Source organism: Streptomyces sp. NPDC021356, assembly GCF_040641015.1.
Lineage (GTDB): Bacteria > Actinomycetota > Actinomycetes > Streptomycetales > Streptomycetaceae > Streptomyces.
Map to the genome: position 1 here is coordinate 444,151 of NZ_JBFACU010000001.1, position 17,839 is coordinate 461,989.

Consider the following 17,839-nt stretch of genomic DNA (forward strand, 5'->3'; position numbering starts at 1 on the left):
CCTCTTCCCGCCGAACGTTCCGCACCGCCTTGGGAGCACTGTGTCCTCTCCGACTCCCCTCTTCCCGCCCCTGCCCCTCTCCTTCCAGGCCTACTGCGGCGACCTGTTCCGCGCACTGGCACGCTCCGACCAGCGGCGCTGGGGCGAGGTCTATCTGCGCGGCCTGCTGTCCGTACCGGGCCGCAAGACACCGACCCGGATCTCCGAGCACGTCCTCGGACGGCCCGCGGTGCAGCAGCTCCAGCAGTTCGTGCACCAGAGCCCGTGGGAGTGCGGGCCGGTGCGGCGGCAGACGGCGCTGCGCTTCGCCGAGGCCTTCGCCGTCGAGGCCTGGTCGGTGGACGAGGCCGTCTTCGTCAAGAACGGCGACCGGTCGGTGGGCGTGGCCCGTCAGTACGCCCCGTCCCAGGAGCGCACCGTCAACTGCCAGCTCGCCTGCGCGGTCTCCCTGGTGGGCGCCGGCGGCGGCCTGCCGGTGAACTGGAGGCTGCTGCTCCCGCCCCACTGGGACCGTGACGAGCAGCTGCGGCAGGCCGCGCACCTGCCCGCGGACGAGCAGTCGCGGCCCCGCTGGCGCTACGTCCTGGAGGCCGTCGACGAGATGACGGAGGAGTGGCTGCTCGACCCGCGTCCCGTGCTCGCGGACTGGCGCAACGAGTCCGAGACCGATCCGCTGCTGTGCGGTCTGGAGGCGCGGGGTCTCGGCTACCTCGTCCAGGTCTCCCCGCGCACCGCCGTCACCATGCCCCGGCCGCACTCGGCGCTACCGGCGGTGCGCGGCACGGTCGCCGACCTCGCCGCGCACGTGGCCCGGCGCACCGAGCGCACGCCGGTCAGCTGGCACGACCGGGTGACCGAGCGCAGGCACCGGTCGCAGTTCCTGTCGACGCCCGCGCTGCTGTGCGCGCAGCCGACGGCGGGCCGGGCCGCGCCCGCGCACCGGCCCACCCCGCGGCACCTGGTCGCGGACTGGCCGTTCGGGCGGCCCGAGCCGCGCGCGTACTGGCTGACGAACCTGCCGGCCCGGCGGCTCGCCGAGGCGTTACCCCTGGCCCACCTGCGGTCGCTGGCCGGTGCGGGCCTGCACCGGCTGCACGGGGACTTCGGGCTCGGTGACTTCGAGGGCCGCTCCTTCCGCGGCTGGCACCACCACGTCACCCTCGCCTCTGCCGCGCTCGGCTACGCGGCGCTGCGGGCAGCGGCGCCCCGGCCAGAACGGGTGCTCAGCGGCTCCGCCGTCTGACCCGTCGTGCGGTGCCTGTCCGGTGGCGGTCCCTCCGCCACCGGACAGGCGCACTCGTGCGCCCGCGTCGGCCGCGCCGTCACCGCGTGCGCTCCGCCTCCTCCGACTTGGCCCCCGTCCGGGTCCGCGTCCTGGCCCTGCTCTTCGTCCAGCCGACCTTCGTCCAGTCGATGTCGCCGAGCCCGGGTATCCCGTAGTTGGCGAGCCCTTCGCGGACCGCCATGACCTGGGGGCGCTGGTACAGCTCGATGTCGTGCCCAAGGCGCCAGATCTCGGTGTCCGCCCGGTTGTAGAGGGCGGTGGCGCGTCGGGTGTCGAGGGTGCCCGCGGCCTGGCGCAGCAGCTTGTCGACGGTGGCGTCGCCGACCCTGCCGTAGTTGAGGAACGACTGGGTGCCGCGCGGCCGTTGGTAGATCGACAGGACGTCGCTGGGGTAGGTGAGGTCGGTGAAGCGGAAGATGGCCAGGTCGAAGTCGCCGTGGTTGAGGTACTTCGCGGTGTAGTCGTTCGTGGGCACCTTCACGATGTCGACCTCGATGCCGGCCCGGCCGAGCATGGACTGCACGAGCTGCGACAGGTCGAGGCCGAGGCGGTTGGTCGCCGTGCTGACGACGAACCGGAGCCGCAGTTTCCGGCCGTCCTTGGTGCGCGTCGTCCCGTCCCCCTGCCGCTTCCAGCCGGCCTTGTCCAGGAGGCGGCAGGCCTCGGTGAGGTCGTACGTGCCCCAGGGGGCGGAGTGGTCGGCGTAGCCGGGCTGGTTGGTCATGAAGATGTGGTTGCCGAGCAGCGGCACGCCGACGGGCAGCCCCTTGGCGGCGACGTCCGCCAGCGCCTCCCGGTCGACGGCGCGCTGGACGGCGTGCCGCACGTCGATGTCCGCCAGCGGTCCCCCGGCGCCGTTGAGCGCGACGTGCACCTCGTCCCAGGCGGAGCCGGTCCGTATCTCGCTGTCCTCGGCGTCCCTCAGCTGCGCGTAGTCCTCGGTGTTGCCCGCGTTGACGGCGTCGATCTCGCCGTTGCGGTAGGCCTGCAGCGCGGCGGGGGGCAGCAGGGTGCGCAGCACGATCTTGTCGAGGCGGGGCCGGGCTCCCCACCAGCGGGGGTCGCGGACGACGGTGGCGGTCTCGGTGGTGGCGTCGAGCGAGCCGACCTCGAACGGGCCTGCTGTTACGGGGATCTGGTTGATCCAGCCCGTGTTGAACTGGGCGGGGGTGGAGATCGCGGAGGCCGGGTACAGCGGCGTGAACAGCCGCTGCCAGTCGGTGTACGGGGCGCGGAAGACGACCTTCACCTCGTGGGCGCCGGTCCCCTCGCCCACCGAGGCGATCTGGTCGTAGCCCGTGGGGTCGGCGACGTGGTAGCGGTCGTCGCCCCGGCCGATGGCCCGCCACTGGGCGGCGAAGTCCGCCGCGCCGACGGGCCGTCCGTCGGACCAGCGGGCCCTGGGGTTGAGCCGGTAGACCACGGTCTGCGGTGCGGTGCCGGTGACCTTCGCCGACAGGAGGTAGTCGGTGTCGGGGTGCGGGACGCCGCGGGCGTCGCGCCGGAAGAGGCGGGGTTCCACCAGCTGCGCGAGCTGGTCGACGCCGTCGGTGGCGCCGTCGACCTGGTGGAAGTTGAGCTGGGTGGGCCAGGCCGAGATGCCGAGGGTGAGCGTCCCGCCGTCGCGGAGCCGGCCGGCGGAGGCGGCGCCGATGCCCTGGGACCCGTACTGGGCCGCCGCGGTGGACCGTTGCGCGTCCGGTGGGGCGCCGGAACCGCTGCATCCGACGAGCACCGTCGTCATCAGCAATCCGATGGCGGCTCCGACACGACGTAATCGGCTCACAGGTCCTCCTGGTCAATGCAAAAGATCACCAAAAGATGCGAACTGACCTACGAATTCGGTCGGTTGAACTTACCATTGACCGGATCGCGCTCATGCGGTCCGCCTGTTGCTTGACACCGAGGAGGGCCATGGCCGGCCGTGCGCTCGCGCGCCTCGCGCGCAGCGGCGCCCTCCTTCTCGTCTCGGTCCTCGTCTCCTACGTGATCGCCTCCGTCGCGCTCAGTCCGCGCGCCCACTTCGAGGAGCGCGCCCCCCGCCCGCCCGCCGCGGCGGTCGACCACGAACTGGCCGCGCTCGGCCTGGACGACCGCTCTCCGGTCCTCGCCCGGTTCGGCCACTGGTCCTGGCGTGCGCTCCACGGCGACCTGGGGCGCACGATCGACGGGGAGCCGGTGAACGCGGAGTTCGCCCGGCGTGTCGGTGTCTCGGTGCGGTTGCTGCTGGTGGGAACGGTGGTGGGGACGGGGCTCGGGGTGCTCGCGGGCGTGTGGGCGGCGCTCGGCGCGGGCCGCCTGCCTGACCATGTGACGACGGTCCTCTCCTTCCTAATCCTGTCCGTCCCCACGTTCGTGCTGGCGCTGCTGCTCAAGGACGGCGCGCTCTCCTTCAACCACAGCGTCGGTCACACGGTGATCCGTTACACCGGCGAGTCGACGCCGGGGCGCCGGGGCGCCTGGCCGTCCCTGCTGGCCGACCGGGCCTCCCATCTGGTGCTGCCGGCCGCCACGGTGGCGCTGGGGGCGATCGCCTCCTACAGCCGCTACCAGCGTGCCGCGACCCTCGACGTGCTCGCGGCCGACCATCTGCGCACCGCGCAGGCCAAGGGCCTCACGCCCGGCCGTGCGCTGCTCCGCCACGGGCTGCGCGTGTCGCTCGTCCCGATGGCGACGTTCTTCTCCTTCGGCTTCCTGGCCCTGTTCACCGGTTCGGTCTTCGCCGAGCAGATCTTCGGCTGGCCCGGTGTGGGCTGCTGGTTCCTGGACGCGGCGCGGGAGGGCGACGTCAACTCCGTCGTCGCGGTCTGCCTGTTCGCGGCCGTGGCGGTGCTGCTCGCGGGGCTGCTCGCCGACGTGCTGCTGGTGGTGCTGGATCCCCGGGTGCGCCGGTGAGACAGGCCCTGCCGCGTGCGCCGGGCGCGCTCCTGGGCCTCGTACTGATCGTCCTGCTGTGCCTGTACGCGGGCGTCGGCCCGTACATGTCCCCGTGGTCGCCCACCGACGTGGACTACGGCTCGCTCAGCGCGCCGCCGGGAGCGGGGCACTGGTTCGGCACCAACCGGATCGGCCAGGACGTGTTCGCGCAGACCGCGCGCGGACTGCAGAAGTCGCTGCTGATCGGCCTGTTCGTGGCGCTGGCGGGCACGGCGTTCGCCGCGCTGGTCGGGACCTGCGCGGGCTACTTCGGCGGCTGGACCGACCGGGCCCTGACGTTCCTGGTGGACGTGTTCCTCGTGGTCCCGGGGTTCCTCGTGCTCGTCGTGGTGGCACCCGCGCTGCGCGGGGCGGGCTGGGCGGCGTACGCGGGCGCCCTCGCCGCGCTCGGCTGGATGCTCACGGCACGGGCGGTCCGCGCGACGGCGCTCTCCCTGCGCGAGCGCCCGTACGTGACGGCGGCCCGGCACATGGGCGTGCCGCCCCTGCGCATCGTCCGCCGCCACATCCTGCCCCACATGACCTCCTTCCTGATCACCCACGCGACGCTCGCCACGGCCGGCGCGGTGATCAGTGAGGCGGGCCTGTCGTACTTCGGCTTCGGTGTGCAGCCGCCCGACGTGTCCCTGGGCACGCTGATCGCGGACAGCACGGAGGCGGCGCTGACCTATCCGTGGATGTTCTTCTTCCCCACCGGCATGCTGCTCTGCTTCGTCCTCGCGGTGAACCTGGTCGGCGAGGCGCTGCGCCGCGCGCTCGACTTCTCGGCCGCCCGGACGGAGGTCCCCGCATGAGCACGGTCCTCGAACTACGGGACCTGCGCGTGGAGTTCGGCGACGGTGTCACCCCCGTGCGCGGGGTCGACCTCTCCCTGCGCCGCGGTGAGGTGCTCGGTCTCGTCGGGGAGTCGGGCGCGGGCAAGACCCTCACCGCGCTCGCGGCGCTCGGGCTGCTGCCGCGCGGGGCGCGGGCGCGCGGCTCGGTACGGCTGCTCGGCACCGAGCTGGTCGGCCTGCGCGTGCGCGACCTCGCGCGGTTGCGCGGCAGCCGCATCGCCATGGTCTTCCAGGACCCGCTGGCCGCGTTCACGCCGGTGCACCGGATCGGAGACCAGATCGGCGAGGTGCTGCGCATCCACGAACGGCCGCGCCCCGCACGGCGGTCGGCGCGGCAGCGTGCGGTGGAACTCCTCACCGAGCTGCGCGTCCCCGACCCGGAGCGGGTCGCCCGCGCCTACCCGCACGAACTCTCCGGTGGTCTGCGCCAGCGCGCCATGATCGCGATGGCGGTCGCGGGCCGGCCCGATGTCATCGTCGCCGACGAACCCACCAGCTCCCTCGACGTCAGCGTGCAGGCGGAGATCCTCGCCGCCCTGGAGGAGGCGCGGGCGGCGACCGGCGCGGCGCTGCTGCTCGTCAGCCACGACCTCGGCGTGGTCGCGGGCGCGGCGGACCGGGTGGCGGTGATGTACGCGGGCCGGGTCGTGGAGACGGCTCCGACGGACCTCCTGTTCGCGGGCCCCCGGATGCCGTACACGATGGGCCTGCTCGCCGCGGCGCCCCGGCTGGACGCGGCCCACGCGCTGATCCAGATCCCGGGGGCGCCACCGGCCCCCGGGGAACGGCCCGAGGGCTGCGCCTTCGCACCGCGCTGCCCGGTAGCCGGGCCCGAGTGCGAGCGCACCGCCCCCGTGCTGAGGGCGCACCCCGTTGCGGCACGAGAGGGTACGCGGGCCTCCACCGCGCGCCCGCAGCCGCCGGCACCCACCGGGCCGCCGACCGCCTCCGGGCCCCCGGCGGCGGGCGGTCACCAGGTGGCCTGCCTGCGCCCCGAGGTCACGGCCACCCGCACGGCGGCGGACCTGTATCCCGCCTCGCCGCGGCCCGAGCCCCGCTCCAGCCCCCACTCCCCCGTCCCGGCCCTGCGGGTCACGGCCCTCCAGGCGGCCTACGGCGACCACCGCGCCGTCCTGCACGCCGACCTCGAAATCCGGCGCGGCGAGACCGTCGCGCTGGTCGGCGAGTCCGGCGCGGGCAAGTCGACGACGCTGTCCAGGATCATCGCGCTCACCGCGCCGGCCGGCGGCCGCGTCGAGGTCCTGGGACAGGACACGGCCCTCCTCACGCGGTCCGCGCAGCGGAGTCTGCGCGGGCGCGTCCAGATCGTGCTCCAGGACCCCTCGGCGAGCCTGGACCCCCGGATGACGGTCGCGCGGATCGTCGCGGAGCCGATGGAGGCCCGGCGCACACCGCCGGAGCACATCACCGCCCGCGTCCGTGAACTGCTGGCCCAGGTGGAGCTGGACCCGCGGGCGGCCGGGCGGCGCCCGCACCAGCTCTCCGGCGGCCAGCGCCAGCGCGTCGCCCTGGCGCGCGCCCTCGCGGTCCGCCCCGAGCTGCTCCTGCTCGACGAGCCCGTCTCGGCGCTCGACGTGTCCGTACAGGCCGGGATCATCGCGCTGCTGCGCCGCCTGACGTCCGCTCCGGGGAGCCCGGCCTGCCTGCTGGTCTCGCACGACCTGGCGGTCGTCCGGCAGCTCGCGGACCGGGTCGTGGTGATGCACGGCGGACGCACCGTGGAATCCGGCACCGTCGACGCGGTGCTCGGCCGGCCCCGGCATCCGTACACGCGCGCGCTGCTGTCCGCCGTACCGGTCCCCCGTCCGGACGCGCGGCGGCCCCGGCCCGTTCCGCCGCCGGTCGCCCCGGAGGACGTCGACACGTCCGCGGGCTGCGCCTTCCGCGGGCGCTGCCCCGTCTACCGCCGCCTTGCGGCGGAGCACCGCCTGCTGTGCGAGCGCGACCTTCCCGCGCCCGCCGCGCCGGCCGGCGCGGCCTGCCACTTCCCCCACCCGGACGAGGGGGCGCCCCTTCGTGGCCGTCCGGCCTCGAAGGGGCGCCCCCCTGCCGCGCAGTGACCTTCCCGGGCGCTCAGCGTGCCGCCACGGCCTCCGCGTAGACCTCCAGGGTCCGCTCGGCGGCCCGGTCCCACGAGAAGTGCGTCACGGCCCGCTCCCGGCCCGCGGCGCCGAGCCGCCGCGCACGTGCCGGGTCACCGATCAGCTCACTGACGGCTCGGCCGAGCTGCTCGGCGTACTCGCCGGGGTCGGCCGGCTCGCCCGAGGCGTCGGGCCGTGGCTCGAACCCGACCAGCGTGCCGGTCTCCCCGTCGGCGACGACCTCGGGGATGCCCCCGACGGCGGCGGCCACGACGGCCGTGCCGCACGCCATCGCCTCCAGGTTCACGATGCCCATCGGCTCGTACACCGAAGGGCACACGAACACGGTGGCGTGGGTGAGCAGTTGACGTACGGACGTGGTGTCCAGCATCCCGTCGATGCGGAACACGCCGTCGCGCACGGTGCGCAGCTCCTCGACGAAGGCGGCCGTCTCGGCGGCGATCCGCGGGGTGTCCGGCTGCCCGCAGCACAGCACGAGCTGCGCCTCGGGCGGCAGGCCGAACGCCGCCCGCAGCAGGTGCGTCAGCCCCTTCTGGCGGGTGACGCGGCCGACGAACAGCACGTAGGGCCGGTCCGGGTCGATGCCGTGGCGGCGCAGGGCGTCGGTCCGGGGATCGGGCCGGTACGCGTCCGCGTCGATGCCGTTGTGGATCACCCGCACCTTTTCCGGCGCGACCTGCGGGTAGACGCGCAGGACGTCCTCGCGCATCGCCGCGGAGACGGCGACGACCCGGTCCGCCGCGCAGACGGCCGCGCGTTCCATCCAGCTCGACAGCGCGTAACCCCCTCCCAGTTGCTCGGCCTTCCACGGCCGCAGCGGCTCCAGGCTGTGCATCGTCATGACGTGGGCCGCCCCGTGCAGGGTGCGGGCGAGGTGGCCGGCCATGTTGGCGTACCAGGTGTGGCTGTGCACGACGTCCGCGCCCGCGCAGTCGCGTGCCATGGCCAGGTCCGCGCCGAGGAACCCCAGCGCGGCGTCGGCCGCGGCGAGTTCGGCGTCGGCGCGGTAGGCCGTGACGTCGTCCTCCTGCCTGGGGCCGCCCAGGCAGCGCACTCGTACGTCCGTGAGCCGCCGCAGGCTGCGCGACAGCTCGGCCACGTGGACTCCCGCGCCGCCGTAGACCTCGGGCGGGTACTCGCGGGTGAGCAGGTCCACTCGGGGAGGTGTCCCGCGGTCAGCAGCAGGCTCCACCGATCGCCTCCTCCTTGCTGACCGGTACGGGCCGGCCGGGTCCGGACGATTCGACACGCCAGCCGAGGACCACGCCTCCCCCGACACACAGCACCAGGAGGAGTACCAGCAGGCTGTTCCTCATCTTCGAGCCCCCCAATCGTCACGCTCTCATGCGAGTTGACAAGATGAGTCAATCCTCAGTCACTTTTAGAGTCAAGTAATAGTCCGGCAAAGCCCGCTGGCCGATACGGGTATCTACCGACTCGCGCCAAATAAGCGAGACTTGGCACAGACCCCTAGGCTTCGCAGAGTCACGCTGGTAACTTTGAGTTGTCACACAACTAGTCATGAACTCCGGAAGGAGTCCCCATGGATCACGCCAAGGTGGAAGAGGCAGAGGGCCTTGGGGGCCGCATAAGGACCCTTCGGATACGGCGGGGACTGAAGCAGCAGGACCTCTCCTCGGCGGAGGCCTCCACGAGTTACATCTCCCTGATCGAGTCGGGCAAGCGCGTCCCGTCCTCGTCGGTGCTGGCCACCATCGCGGAGAAGCTCGGCACCTCCCCCGACTACCTGATGACCGGCATCGACGACCGCCGCGCCGAGGAGAACCGGCTGAAGCTGGCCTTCGCCGAGATGGCGCTGCGCAACGGGGACAACGGCGAGGCACTGCAGTCCTTCGGCGAACTCCTCTCCAACCGTTCGGCACTGGACGCGGCGATGATCCGGCGCGCACTCATCGGGCAGGCCACCGCGCTGGAGAAGACCGGCCGCCTCGAAGCGGCCATCTCCGTCCTCGACGGCCTGCACCGCGATGCGACCCTCGCCGTCGGCTCCGACGAATGGTGCCGCATCGCGGTCGCCCTGTGCCGCTGCTACCGCGACGCCGGCGACGTCGCGCTCAGCATCGACATCGGCGAACGCGCGGTGGCGCAGCTGGACGGGCTCGGCCTGGAGACGACGATGGACCACATCCAGCTGGGGGTCACCCTCATGGGCTCCTACCACATGCGCGGCGACCTGACCCGCGCCCAGCTCCTCGGGGAGCGCCTGCTGCCCGCGGCCGAGACCCAGGGCTCCCACGGGGCCCGCGGCGCCGTCTACTGGAACGCGGGGCTCGTCGCCGGCTCCCAGGGGCGGTTGAGCGAGGCGATCGCCCTGACCGAACGGGCGCTCGCGATGATGGCCGAGGGCGACAACGCGCGCCATTCGGCCATGCTCAGGATGAACTACGGCTCGATGCTCCTGCAAATGGACCCGCCCCGCCCCGAGCGCGCCCTGGAACTGCTGGAGTCCGCCCAGGGGACGCTGGCCGAGGTCGGCAGCGCCAGCGAGCTGTCCCGGTGCGAGCTGAACCTGGCCAACGCGGAGAAGCACCTCGGCCGCTGGGACGCCGCCGCCGCCCACGCGGAGCGGGCGCTGGGGCTGCTCGGCGCCGACTCCCGGGTGCTGTCGGCGCTGGCACGGACCTACCTCGCCGAGATCTGCCTGCTGCGCAACGCCGCGGAGGAGGCCGTGCAGCACCTCCACTCGGCGGCACGGCAACTGCGCCAGCTGCCGCCCTCGCCGGACTCCGCGCACACCTGGCGCCGCATCGGCGACCTCTGGCGCCGCCACGGCAACCCCGACGAGGCGCTCAACGCCTACGACGTGGCGCTCAGCGCCGCCGGCCTGGCCCGCACCCGCGCTCCGGAGGCCGCCCTCAACGACCGGCGCTGACCACCACCTCCACCACCCGGTCCCGCAGCCGCCCCATCGCCGCCACCGTCCCCGCCTCCACGTTCACGCGGACGACGGGGCCGGTCCCGGGGGCGCGCACGTTGAACCAGGCCCCGTCGGCCAGTTCGCCGGTGACCCCGTCGAGGTGGTCGAGGGCCGTTCCCTCGGCGGCGAAGTGGCGCACCACGCGCTGGAGGGCGGCCGGCGGGTCCGGCACGCGGACGTCGATCGTGCCGGAGGAGGCGTACCGGTCGTGCCGGGCGGCCAGCTCCGACAGCTCACGGCCGCAGTCGCCGAGTTCGGCCAGCAGGTGCAGCGCGGCCAGCATGCCCGTGTCGGCGTACCAGAAGTCGCGGAAGTAGTAGTGGCCGCAGTGCGCGCCGCCGAACGCCGCGTCCTGCTCGGCCATCAGCGCCTTGATGGCCGCCGGGCCGGTCCGGGACCGCACGGGGATGCCGCCCGCCTCCTTGATCGCGTCGATGGCCGAGGTGGCCGTGAGCAGGTCGTGGACCACGGCGGCGCCCGGCCTGCGGGCCAGCTCGCGCCCGGCGACCAGCGCGATCACCGTGGCGGGCGGGACGACGGCGCCGCGCTCGTCGACGGCGAGCACGCGGCCGCCGTCGCCGTCGAAGGCCAGGCCGACGTCGGCCGCGGACTCCCGTACCGCCTCCCGCAGCCCGCTCACGTCGGCCAGGTCCGGCGCCCCGCTGGGAAACGTCCCCGTCAACTCGCAGCGCACGGCGACCAGTTCGATCGACGGGTGGGCCAGGACGAGCGGGGCCGTCAGGCCCGCCATGCCGTTGCCCGCGTCCACGACGACCTTCAGGGGACGGATGCCCGAGAGGTCCACCAGCGTGCGCAGGTGCGCGGCGTAGTCGTGCAGGACGCGGGTGGGCAGGACCGAGCCGGGACGGTCGGTCAGCGGCGGGCGGGGGGCGCGCAGACGGCGGCGGAGCAGTTCCATGCCGGTGCCCTCGGCGACGTCGACGGCGCCCGCGCGGCACAGCCGGATCCCGTTGTACGCGGCCGGCGCCCGGCCCGCCGTGATCATGGCGCCGGGGACGTCCAGGCGGCCCGAGACGTAGGACAGGTAGTCGGTGGAGCCCAGGCCCGCGTCGAGGACGTCGGCGCCCTGGTCGAGGACGCCCTGGGCAAAGGCGTCGGCGAGACAGGGCGAGGACTGGCGCACGTCGTGGGCGACCGCGATCGCGCCCGCGCCGGTCAGCTCGGTGAACGCGGCCCCGGCGCGGTAGGCGAGGCCGGGGTCCACCTCGGCCCGGAACAGGCCCCTGATGTCGTGCGGGGTCACGATCCGGTCGTACAGGTCGTCCTCGGGTTCAGTGGTCATCGAGGTCGTCCTCCTCCAGGTCGGGAGCCGGGTCCCCGGCCGGCTCCAGCCACACCACCGCGAGCGGGGGCAGGGTGAGGGCGGCACTGTGCGCGCGCCCGTGCCAGGGGACCGGCTCGGACCGGACCGCCTTCTCGTTGCGTACGTCACCGCCGCCGTATTCCGCCGCGTCGGTGTTCAGCACCTCACGCCAGGCGGCGGCGTCCGGCAGGCCCACGCGGTAGCCGGTACGGACGACCGGCGAGAAGTTGGCGACCACGACGAGGGGGCGCCCGGCCGCGTCGTGCCGTACGAAGGACAGGACGTTCGCCTCGGCGTGCGAGGCGTCGATCCAGGAGAAGCCGGCCGGGTCCGCGTCCAGCTCCCACAGGGCCGCGGTGGCGCGGTAGCGGATGTTGAGGTCGCGGACCAGGGCGCGGACGCCGCGGTGGTCGGCGTTGCCCGGCCACGCCTCGTCGAGCACCCACCACTGCGGCCCCGCGTCGGGGTCGAACTCCTCCGGCTGGCCGAACTCCTGTCCCATGAACAGCAGTTGCTTGCCCGGATGGGACCACATGAAGGCGAACAGCGCCCGCAAGGTCGCGCGGCGCTGCCACCAGTCACCCGGCATCTTCGCCACCAGCGCGCCCTTGCCGTGCACGACCTCGTCGTGGGAGAGCGGCAGCAGGTAGCGCTCGTCGTAGGCGTAGACCATGGCGAAGGTCATCTCGTCCTGGTGCCAGGCACGGTGGACCGGGTCGCGGGCGAGGTGGCCCAGCGTGTCGTGCATCCAGCCCAGGTTCCACTTGAGGTCGAAGCCGAGGCCGCCGAAGCCGTCGTCGCCGACCTCGTAGGTGGGCCGCGTCACGCCGGGCCAGGCCGTGGACTCCTCGGCGATGGTCAGGGCACCGGGCGCGGCGCGGCGGACCGTGTCGGTCAGCTCCTGGAGGAAGGCGACCGCGTCGAGGTTCTGGTGGCCGCCGTGCTCGTTGGGGCTCCAGGCGCCGTCCGGACGGGAGTAGTCGAGGTAGAGCAGGGAGGCGACGGCGTCCACGCGCAGCGCGTCCGCGTGGAACTCCGTGCACCAGTAGACGGCGCAGGCGACGAGGAAGTTGCGGACCTCGCGGCGCCCGTGGTCGAACTCCAGGGTGCCCCAGTCGGGGTGGTGCGCGCGGCGGGGGTCGGAGGGCTCGTAGAGCGGCTCTCCGTCGAAACGGGCCAGCGCGAAGCCGTCCTCGGGGAAGTGCGCGGGAACCCAGTCCAGGATGACGCCGATGCCCGCCGCGTGCAGCGAGTCGATCAGGTGCTTCAGGTCGTCGGGGTCTCCCAGGCGGGAGGTGGGCGCGTAGAAGCCGGTGACCTGGTAACCCCAGGAGCCGCCGAAGGGGTGCTCCATGACGGGCATGAACTCCACGTGGGTGAAGCCGAGTTCGCTGACGTACGCCGGCAGTTCGGCGGCGAGGTCGCGGTAGGTGAGTCCGGGCCGCCAGGACGGCAGGTGCACCTCGTACACCGACAGGGGGCGGCTGTGGCAGTCGGCGCCGCCGCGGCTCGCCATCCAGGCGGCGTCTTCCCACGCATAGGCCGAGGTGTGCACGACGGAGGCGGTGGCGGGCGGGACCTCGGTGGCGCGGGCCAGCGGGTCGGCCTTCTGCAGCAGGCGGCCGTCGCGGGTGTGGATCTCGTACTTGTAGCGGGTGCCCGCGCCGGCGCCCGGCACGAACAGCTCCCACACACCGCTGGAACCGAGCGAGCGCATCGGGTGGGCGGTGCCCCAGCCGTTGAAGTCGCCGATGACGCGCACGCCCTGGGCGTTCGGCGCCCAGACGGCGAAGGACGTTCCCGTCACGCCGTCGAGGGTGCGGACGTGGGAGCCGAGGACCCGCCACAGGAGTTCGTGGCGGCCCTCGGAGACGAGGTGCAGGTCGATGTCGCCGAGCGTGGGCGGGAAGCGGTACCCGTCGTGGTGGAGCCGCTCGACGCCGTCGTCGTAGGTGACCAGGAAGCGGTGGTCCGTGCCCGCGCCGGGGAGTGTGCCGGTGAACAACCCGTCCCGCTCGTGCGTCAGCGTGGCCCGCTCGCCCGTGGGGCGCACCGCGACGACGCTGCGGGCCAGGGGCTTCAGGGCGCGTACGACGGTGTGCCCGTCGCCGGTGGGGTGGGCGCCGAGGAAGCTGTGGGGGTCGTGGTGGGCGCCGCCGAGGATGCGGTCCAGGTCGACATCCGGGTGGGGGGTGGTCACGGGCAACGTCGCGGTCCTCTCGGGCTCGGTCCCGCCCCTCACCGTGGGGGGCGGTCCGCCGTGGGCGAAATGCGGTGGGTCGGTGGTCGCCGGCGCGGCTGCCCGCGTCCTCGCGGGCGCGGGGGCCGGACCGGCCTTCAGGTGCGGGCCAGCCGGTGCACCGCCTCCAGCGGGATCGGCAGCCAGTCCGGGCGGTGGCGGGACTCGTAGACGGCCTCGTAGACCGCCTTGTCCGCCTCGAAGGCCCGCAGGGGAAGGGGGTGGCAGTGCGGGTCCGTGCCGCCGGCGTCCGCGTAGCCGGCGAGGAACGCGCGCCGGTTGCGGATCGCCCACGCGTGCGCGCGGCGGGTGCGGCGCAGGCGGGCGCCCGGGGTGTCGTCCAGGTCGCGGGCGCGCAGGGAGCGCAGGCCCGCGCGGGCGGCGTAGTCGAAGGAGCGGAGCATGCCCGCCACGTCCTTGAGCACGGGTTGCGCCCCGGCGCGTTCCGCGGCCGGCCGGGCCGGTTCGCCCTCGAAGTCGATCAGCTGCCAGCCGGCCGGGGTGGGCAGCGCCTGCCCCAGGTGCAGGTCGCCGTGGACCCGCTGGGCGAGCACCGCGCAGCCGCGCGCGCCCGCCCGTGCGTAGGCGTCGTAGAGCCGGGCGATCCCGGCGCGGTGCCGGGCCAGCGCCGGTACCTCCCGCAGCGCGCGGTCCAGGCGTTCGGTCATCCCGGCCGCCTGCCGTGCGATGTCGTCCGGGGTGAGGCGCACGCGCGGGAACACGTCGGCCAGCGTCGTGTGCACCTCGGCTACGGCCGCGCCCAGTGCACGGGCGTGTGCGGTGAAGCCGCCGGTCGCCGGGACGGTGGAGCAGGTGCCGTCCACGCAGTCGGCGACCTGCCGCACGGCGATCTGCCAGCCGTCGCCGTCGGCCGGCAGCAGGTCCTCCATGAGGCCGAGGACCAGGCCGGTGCCGCCGGTGAGCAGGGTGCCGTGCAGCCGGGGGGTGCGCGGGCAGCGCGCCTGGGTGAGCGCGTGCAGCGTCTCGACCTCCAGGTGCGGGCCGGGCTCGGGGCGCCGGTAGATCTTCAGCAGCAGCCGGTCGCCGTAGACGACGGCGCTGTTGCTCTGTTCGGCGGTCAGCGGCCGGGGCACGAGGCCCACCGGCAGCGGCATCCGGGTGGTGCGCTGCATGCGCAGCCCGCCGTCCGTGCCGCGGGCGAGGTGGCGCAGGAGTACGCCCATGAGGGCGGCGTCCTGCGTGGCCTCGTACAGGGTCCAGCCGCGCCAGTCCCCTTCGGTCACCTGTCCGATGGCAGCGCCCGCGAGCCGCGGGGGCAGTTCGGGGCGCAGGCCGAGCAGGCACTGGTACAGCTGCCCGTCTCCGGTACGCAGCACCGTGTGCAGCAGGGCGGGCGCCTGCTCCCGTACGACGTCGGCCACGACCGGGGTGAGCCCGTCGGCGGAGCCGGCCCCGGCCGCGTACCAGCGGCGGGTCCGCAGCCAGGGGTCGAGCAGCGGCAGCAGCGGGGCGACGGGCTGCCGCTGCCCGACGAGGGGGGCGAGGGTCATGCCGACTCCCCGGCGGGGACCAGGAGGTGGGCCGGGGAGCGGCCCGGTTCCAGGTGGAAGTACGTCTCCCGGCGCCAGGCGTGGATCTCGCCGGTGAGTTCGTCACGCATCTTCAGGGAGCCGTCGTCGGGCAGGCCGAGCGCGGTCAGGTCGAAGGTGACGGTGCCCTCGGCCGGCAGGTGCGGGTCGAGGTTGACGACGGCGAGGACGGTGTCGAGCGAGCCGTCGGGCAGTCTCACCTGCTTGGAGTAGGCGATGACCTGCGGGTGCGGCACGCTGTGGAAGCGGAGGTTGCGCAGCTCCTGGAGGGCCGGGTGGGCGCGGCGCAGCTCGTTGAGGCGGGTGATCAGGGGGGCGATGGAGCGGCCTTCGGCGTCGGCGGCGGCCCAGTCGCGCGGGCGCAGCTCGTACTTCTCGGAGTTCTTGTAGTCCTCGGTGCCCGGCTGGAGGACCTCGTTCTCACACAGTTCGTACCCGGCGTACACGCCCCACGTCGGGGCGAGGGTCGCGGCCAGCACGGCGCGCGTCTCGAAGGCGGGGCGGTCGCCGCCCTGGAGGTAGGCGTGCAGGATGTCCGGGGTGTTGACGAAGAGGTTGGGGCGCAGGAAGTCGGCGCTGTCGTGCGCGAGTTCATGCGCGTACTCGGTCAGCTCCTCCTTCTCGTTCTTCCAGGTGAAGTACGTGTACGACTGCTGGAAGCCGGCCTGCGCGAGGGCGTGGACCATGGCGCGCCGGGTGAAGGCCTCGGCGAGGAAGACCACGTCGGGGTCGCGGCCGTTGATCTCCGCGATCACCCGCTTCCAGAAGCCGACGGGTTTGGTGTGCGGGTTGTCGACGCGGAAGATCCGTACGCCCTGGTCCGTCCAGAAGCGCAGCAGCCGCACGCTCTCGGCGACGAGCCCTTCGAAGTCCCGGTCGAAGGCGAGGGGGTGGATGTCCTCGTACTTCTTGGGCGGGTTCTCGGCGGGGGCGACCGAGCCGTCGAGCCGCTGGGTGAACCACTCGGGGTGCTCGGTGAGCCACGGGTGGTCGGGCGAGCACTGGAGGGCGAAGTCGAGCGCGACCTCCAGGCCCAGCTCGCCGGCCCTGGTGACGAACCGGCGGAAGTCGTCGAGGGTGCCCAGGTCCGGGTGGACGGCGTCGTGGCCGCCCTCGGCCGAGCCGATGGCCCACGGCGAGCCCACGTCGTGCTCGCCGGCGACGAGGGCGTTGTCCCGGCCCTTGCGGTGGGTGCGCCCGATGGGGTGGATCGGCGGCAGGTACACCACGTCGAAGCCCATCGCGGCGATCGCGGGCAGCCGCAGCGCCGCCGTCGCGAACGTGCCGCTGACCGGCGGGCCGCCGTCGGTCAGCCGGGCGCCCTCCGAGCGCGGGAACATCTCGTACCAGGCGCCGACGAGGGCCCTGCGCCGCTCCACGAGCAGCGGCAACGGCCAGGTGGGGGTGACCAGTTCGCGCAGCGGGTGCCGCCGCAGCGCGGCGGCCGCCTCCGGGGCTGCGCTCGCGGCGAGCCGCCGGGAGACGGGGCTCGTGCCGTCGCCCAGGGCACGGGCCACCGCCCTGACCGCCTCGCGGCGGCCGGTGTCCGGGATCCCGTGGGCGGCCCGCTCGTACAGCAGCGCGCCCTCGGCGAGCATCAGCTCGACGTCGACGCCGGCCGGGATCTTCACCTCGGCGTCGCGGCGCCAGGTGGCGACGGGGTCGGCCCACGCCTCGACGCCGTAGGTCCATCTGCCGGGCTCCGGGACCACGACGGTGGCCTCCCACCGGTCGGCGTCCGGGTCGACGGGGGTCATCGGGATCCAGCCCGCGGCCAGCCCCCGCGCGTCCCGCAGCACGACGTTGGCGCCGATCTCGCCCGGGCCCTCGCGGAACACGGTGGCGCTGACGGTGAGGGTCTCCCCCGCGACCGCCTTCACGGGCACGGCGCCGCCGCGCACCTGGGGACGGACGTCGCGCACGGGGATGCGGTCGCTGACGGGGACGCGGGCGCCGGGGTCCATGACGGCGGTCATCGCGCACCTCCCAGGGCCGTGGCCCGGCCCGCGCCCCGCGCCCGCGCGGCCCGGTCCCCCTCGCGGGCGGCGATCAGGTCGATGATCGTCCGGGCGAAGAGGTGGCAGTGCGCCCCGGTGCGCCCGGTGACCAGGTCGTCGTCGACGACCACGTCCTCGTCGACGTACAGGCCGCCCATGTTCCGCAGGTCGCCGAGCAGGTTGTTGTGGACGACGGCGCGGCGCCCGCGCACGAGGTGCGGCACCGGGGCGGTCAGCCACATGCCGTGGCAGATGATGCCCTTGACGATGGCCGGGTCCTGGAAGGCGCGTCGCAAGAACCGAGCGGCGGGTGGGAGTTCGTCCGGGTCCTCGGTGTAGCGCAGGCGGTCGGAGACCATCCCGGAGGGGACGATCACCGCCGAGAACTCCTTGAGCGCGAACTCGTCGACGTCCTCGAAGGACTCGCGCACGACGAACGGCATCCGGTGCTCGTGCCCCTGGAAGGTGATCTCGTCCTGGCCCCACATCCGGGACAGGAAGTGCACCTCGGCGCCTTCCTCGGGGAAGCGGTGCTGATAGTAGAGGATCTCGGGTTCGTAGAAGTCGCTCTCCAGCAGGATCGCGATCTTGTGTCCGTTCAGTCGCACGG

General features: G+C 73.9%; 12 protein-coding genes. 5 read left to right on the plus strand and 7 right to left on the minus strand.

Features of this window, described 5'->3' with window-relative positions:
• Positions 1 to 40 precede the first annotated feature (40 nt).
• Positions 41 to 1,243, plus strand: a complete 1,203-nt coding sequence (locus AB0G56_RS01980) for a transposase (protein WP_360962077.1) — start codon at positions 41 to 43, stop codon at positions 1,241 to 1,243.
• Between the two features lie 79 nt (positions 1,244 to 1,322).
• On the opposite strand, the gene AB0G56_RS01985 is transcribed toward AB0G56_RS01980, so the two are convergent.
• Positions 1,323 to 3,029 carry an ABC transporter family substrate-binding protein gene (locus tag AB0G56_RS01985; protein ID WP_360962080.1) on the minus strand — a complete coding sequence of 569 codons (1,707 nt, stop codon included), beginning with the start codon at positions 3,027 to 3,029 and terminating at the stop codon, positions 1,323 to 1,325.
• Between the two features lie 170 nt (positions 3,030 to 3,199).
• Between AB0G56_RS01985 and AB0G56_RS01990 the strand changes: the two genes are divergently transcribed.
• From AB0G56_RS01990 to AB0G56_RS02000, 3 genes are read left to right on the plus strand one after another with little or no spacing between them, the layout of a single operon-like run.
• Positions 3,200 to 4,180: an ABC transporter permease gene (locus AB0G56_RS01990; RefSeq protein WP_360962083.1), complete on the plus strand. Its 981-nt coding sequence runs from the start codon at positions 3,200 to 3,202 to the stop codon at positions 4,178 to 4,180.
• Positions 4,177 to 5,016 carry an ABC transporter permease gene (locus tag AB0G56_RS01995; RefSeq protein WP_360962086.1) on the plus strand — a complete coding sequence of 280 codons (840 nt, stop codon included), beginning with the start codon at positions 4,177 to 4,179 and terminating at the stop codon, positions 5,014 to 5,016. The genes AB0G56_RS01990 and AB0G56_RS01995 overlap by 4 nt, the downstream gene beginning before the upstream one ends.
• Positions 5,013 to 7,139: an ABC transporter ATP-binding protein gene (locus AB0G56_RS02000; RefSeq protein WP_360962089.1), complete on the plus strand. Its 2,127-nt coding sequence runs from the start codon at positions 5,013 to 5,015 to the stop codon at positions 7,137 to 7,139. Before AB0G56_RS01995 ends, AB0G56_RS02000 begins: the two co-directional genes overlap by 4 nt.
• Before the next feature lie 13 nt (positions 7,140 to 7,152).
• Here AB0G56_RS02000 and glgA read toward each other — a convergent pair whose 3' ends face one another.
• Positions 7,153 to 8,337, minus strand: a complete 1,185-nt coding sequence (gene glgA / locus AB0G56_RS02005; RefSeq protein ID WP_360962256.1) for a glycogen synthase — start codon at positions 8,335 to 8,337, stop codon at positions 7,153 to 7,155.
• 387 nt (positions 8,338 to 8,724) lie between these two features.
• On the opposite strand from glgA, the gene AB0G56_RS02010 reads away from it, so the two are divergent.
• Positions 8,725 to 10,074, plus strand: coding sequence for a helix-turn-helix transcriptional regulator (locus tag AB0G56_RS02010; RefSeq protein WP_360962091.1), 1,350 nt, complete (start codon positions 8,725 to 8,727; stop codon positions 10,072 to 10,074).
• Here AB0G56_RS02010 and manB read toward each other — a convergent pair.
• The 5 genes from manB to AB0G56_RS02035 form a co-directional block, all read right to left on the minus strand.
• Positions 10,058 to 11,422: a phosphomannomutase/phosphoglucomutase gene (gene manB, locus AB0G56_RS02015; RefSeq protein ID WP_360962094.1), complete on the minus strand. Its 1,365-nt coding sequence runs from the start codon at positions 11,420 to 11,422 to the stop codon at positions 10,058 to 10,060. The genes AB0G56_RS02010 and manB overlap by 17 nt on opposite strands.
• A complete protein-coding gene (glgB, locus tag AB0G56_RS02020) occupies positions 11,412 to 13,643 on the minus strand; it encodes a 1,4-alpha-glucan branching protein GlgB (protein WP_360962097.1) in 2,232 nt (743 codons plus the stop codon). The genes manB and glgB overlap by 11 nt, the downstream gene beginning before the upstream one ends.
• 137 nt (positions 13,644 to 13,780) lie before the next feature.
• Positions 13,781 to 15,193, minus strand: a complete 1,413-nt coding sequence (locus AB0G56_RS02025; protein ID WP_360962100.1) for a hypothetical protein — start codon at positions 15,191 to 15,193, stop codon at positions 13,781 to 13,783.
• Positions 15,190 to 17,208, minus strand: a complete 2,019-nt coding sequence (locus AB0G56_RS02030) for an alpha-1,4-glucan--maltose-1-phosphate maltosyltransferase (protein ID WP_360962103.1) — start codon at positions 17,206 to 17,208, stop codon at positions 15,190 to 15,192. Before AB0G56_RS02030 ends, AB0G56_RS02025 begins: the two co-directional genes overlap by 4 nt.
• Complete coding sequence (locus AB0G56_RS02035) at positions 17,205 to 17,837, minus strand: DJ-1/PfpI family protein (protein WP_360962106.1); 633 nt, start codon at positions 17,835 to 17,837, stop codon at positions 17,205 to 17,207. The genes AB0G56_RS02030 and AB0G56_RS02035 overlap by 4 nt, the downstream gene beginning before the upstream one ends.
• Between the last annotated feature and the right edge of the window lie 2 nt (positions 17,838 to 17,839).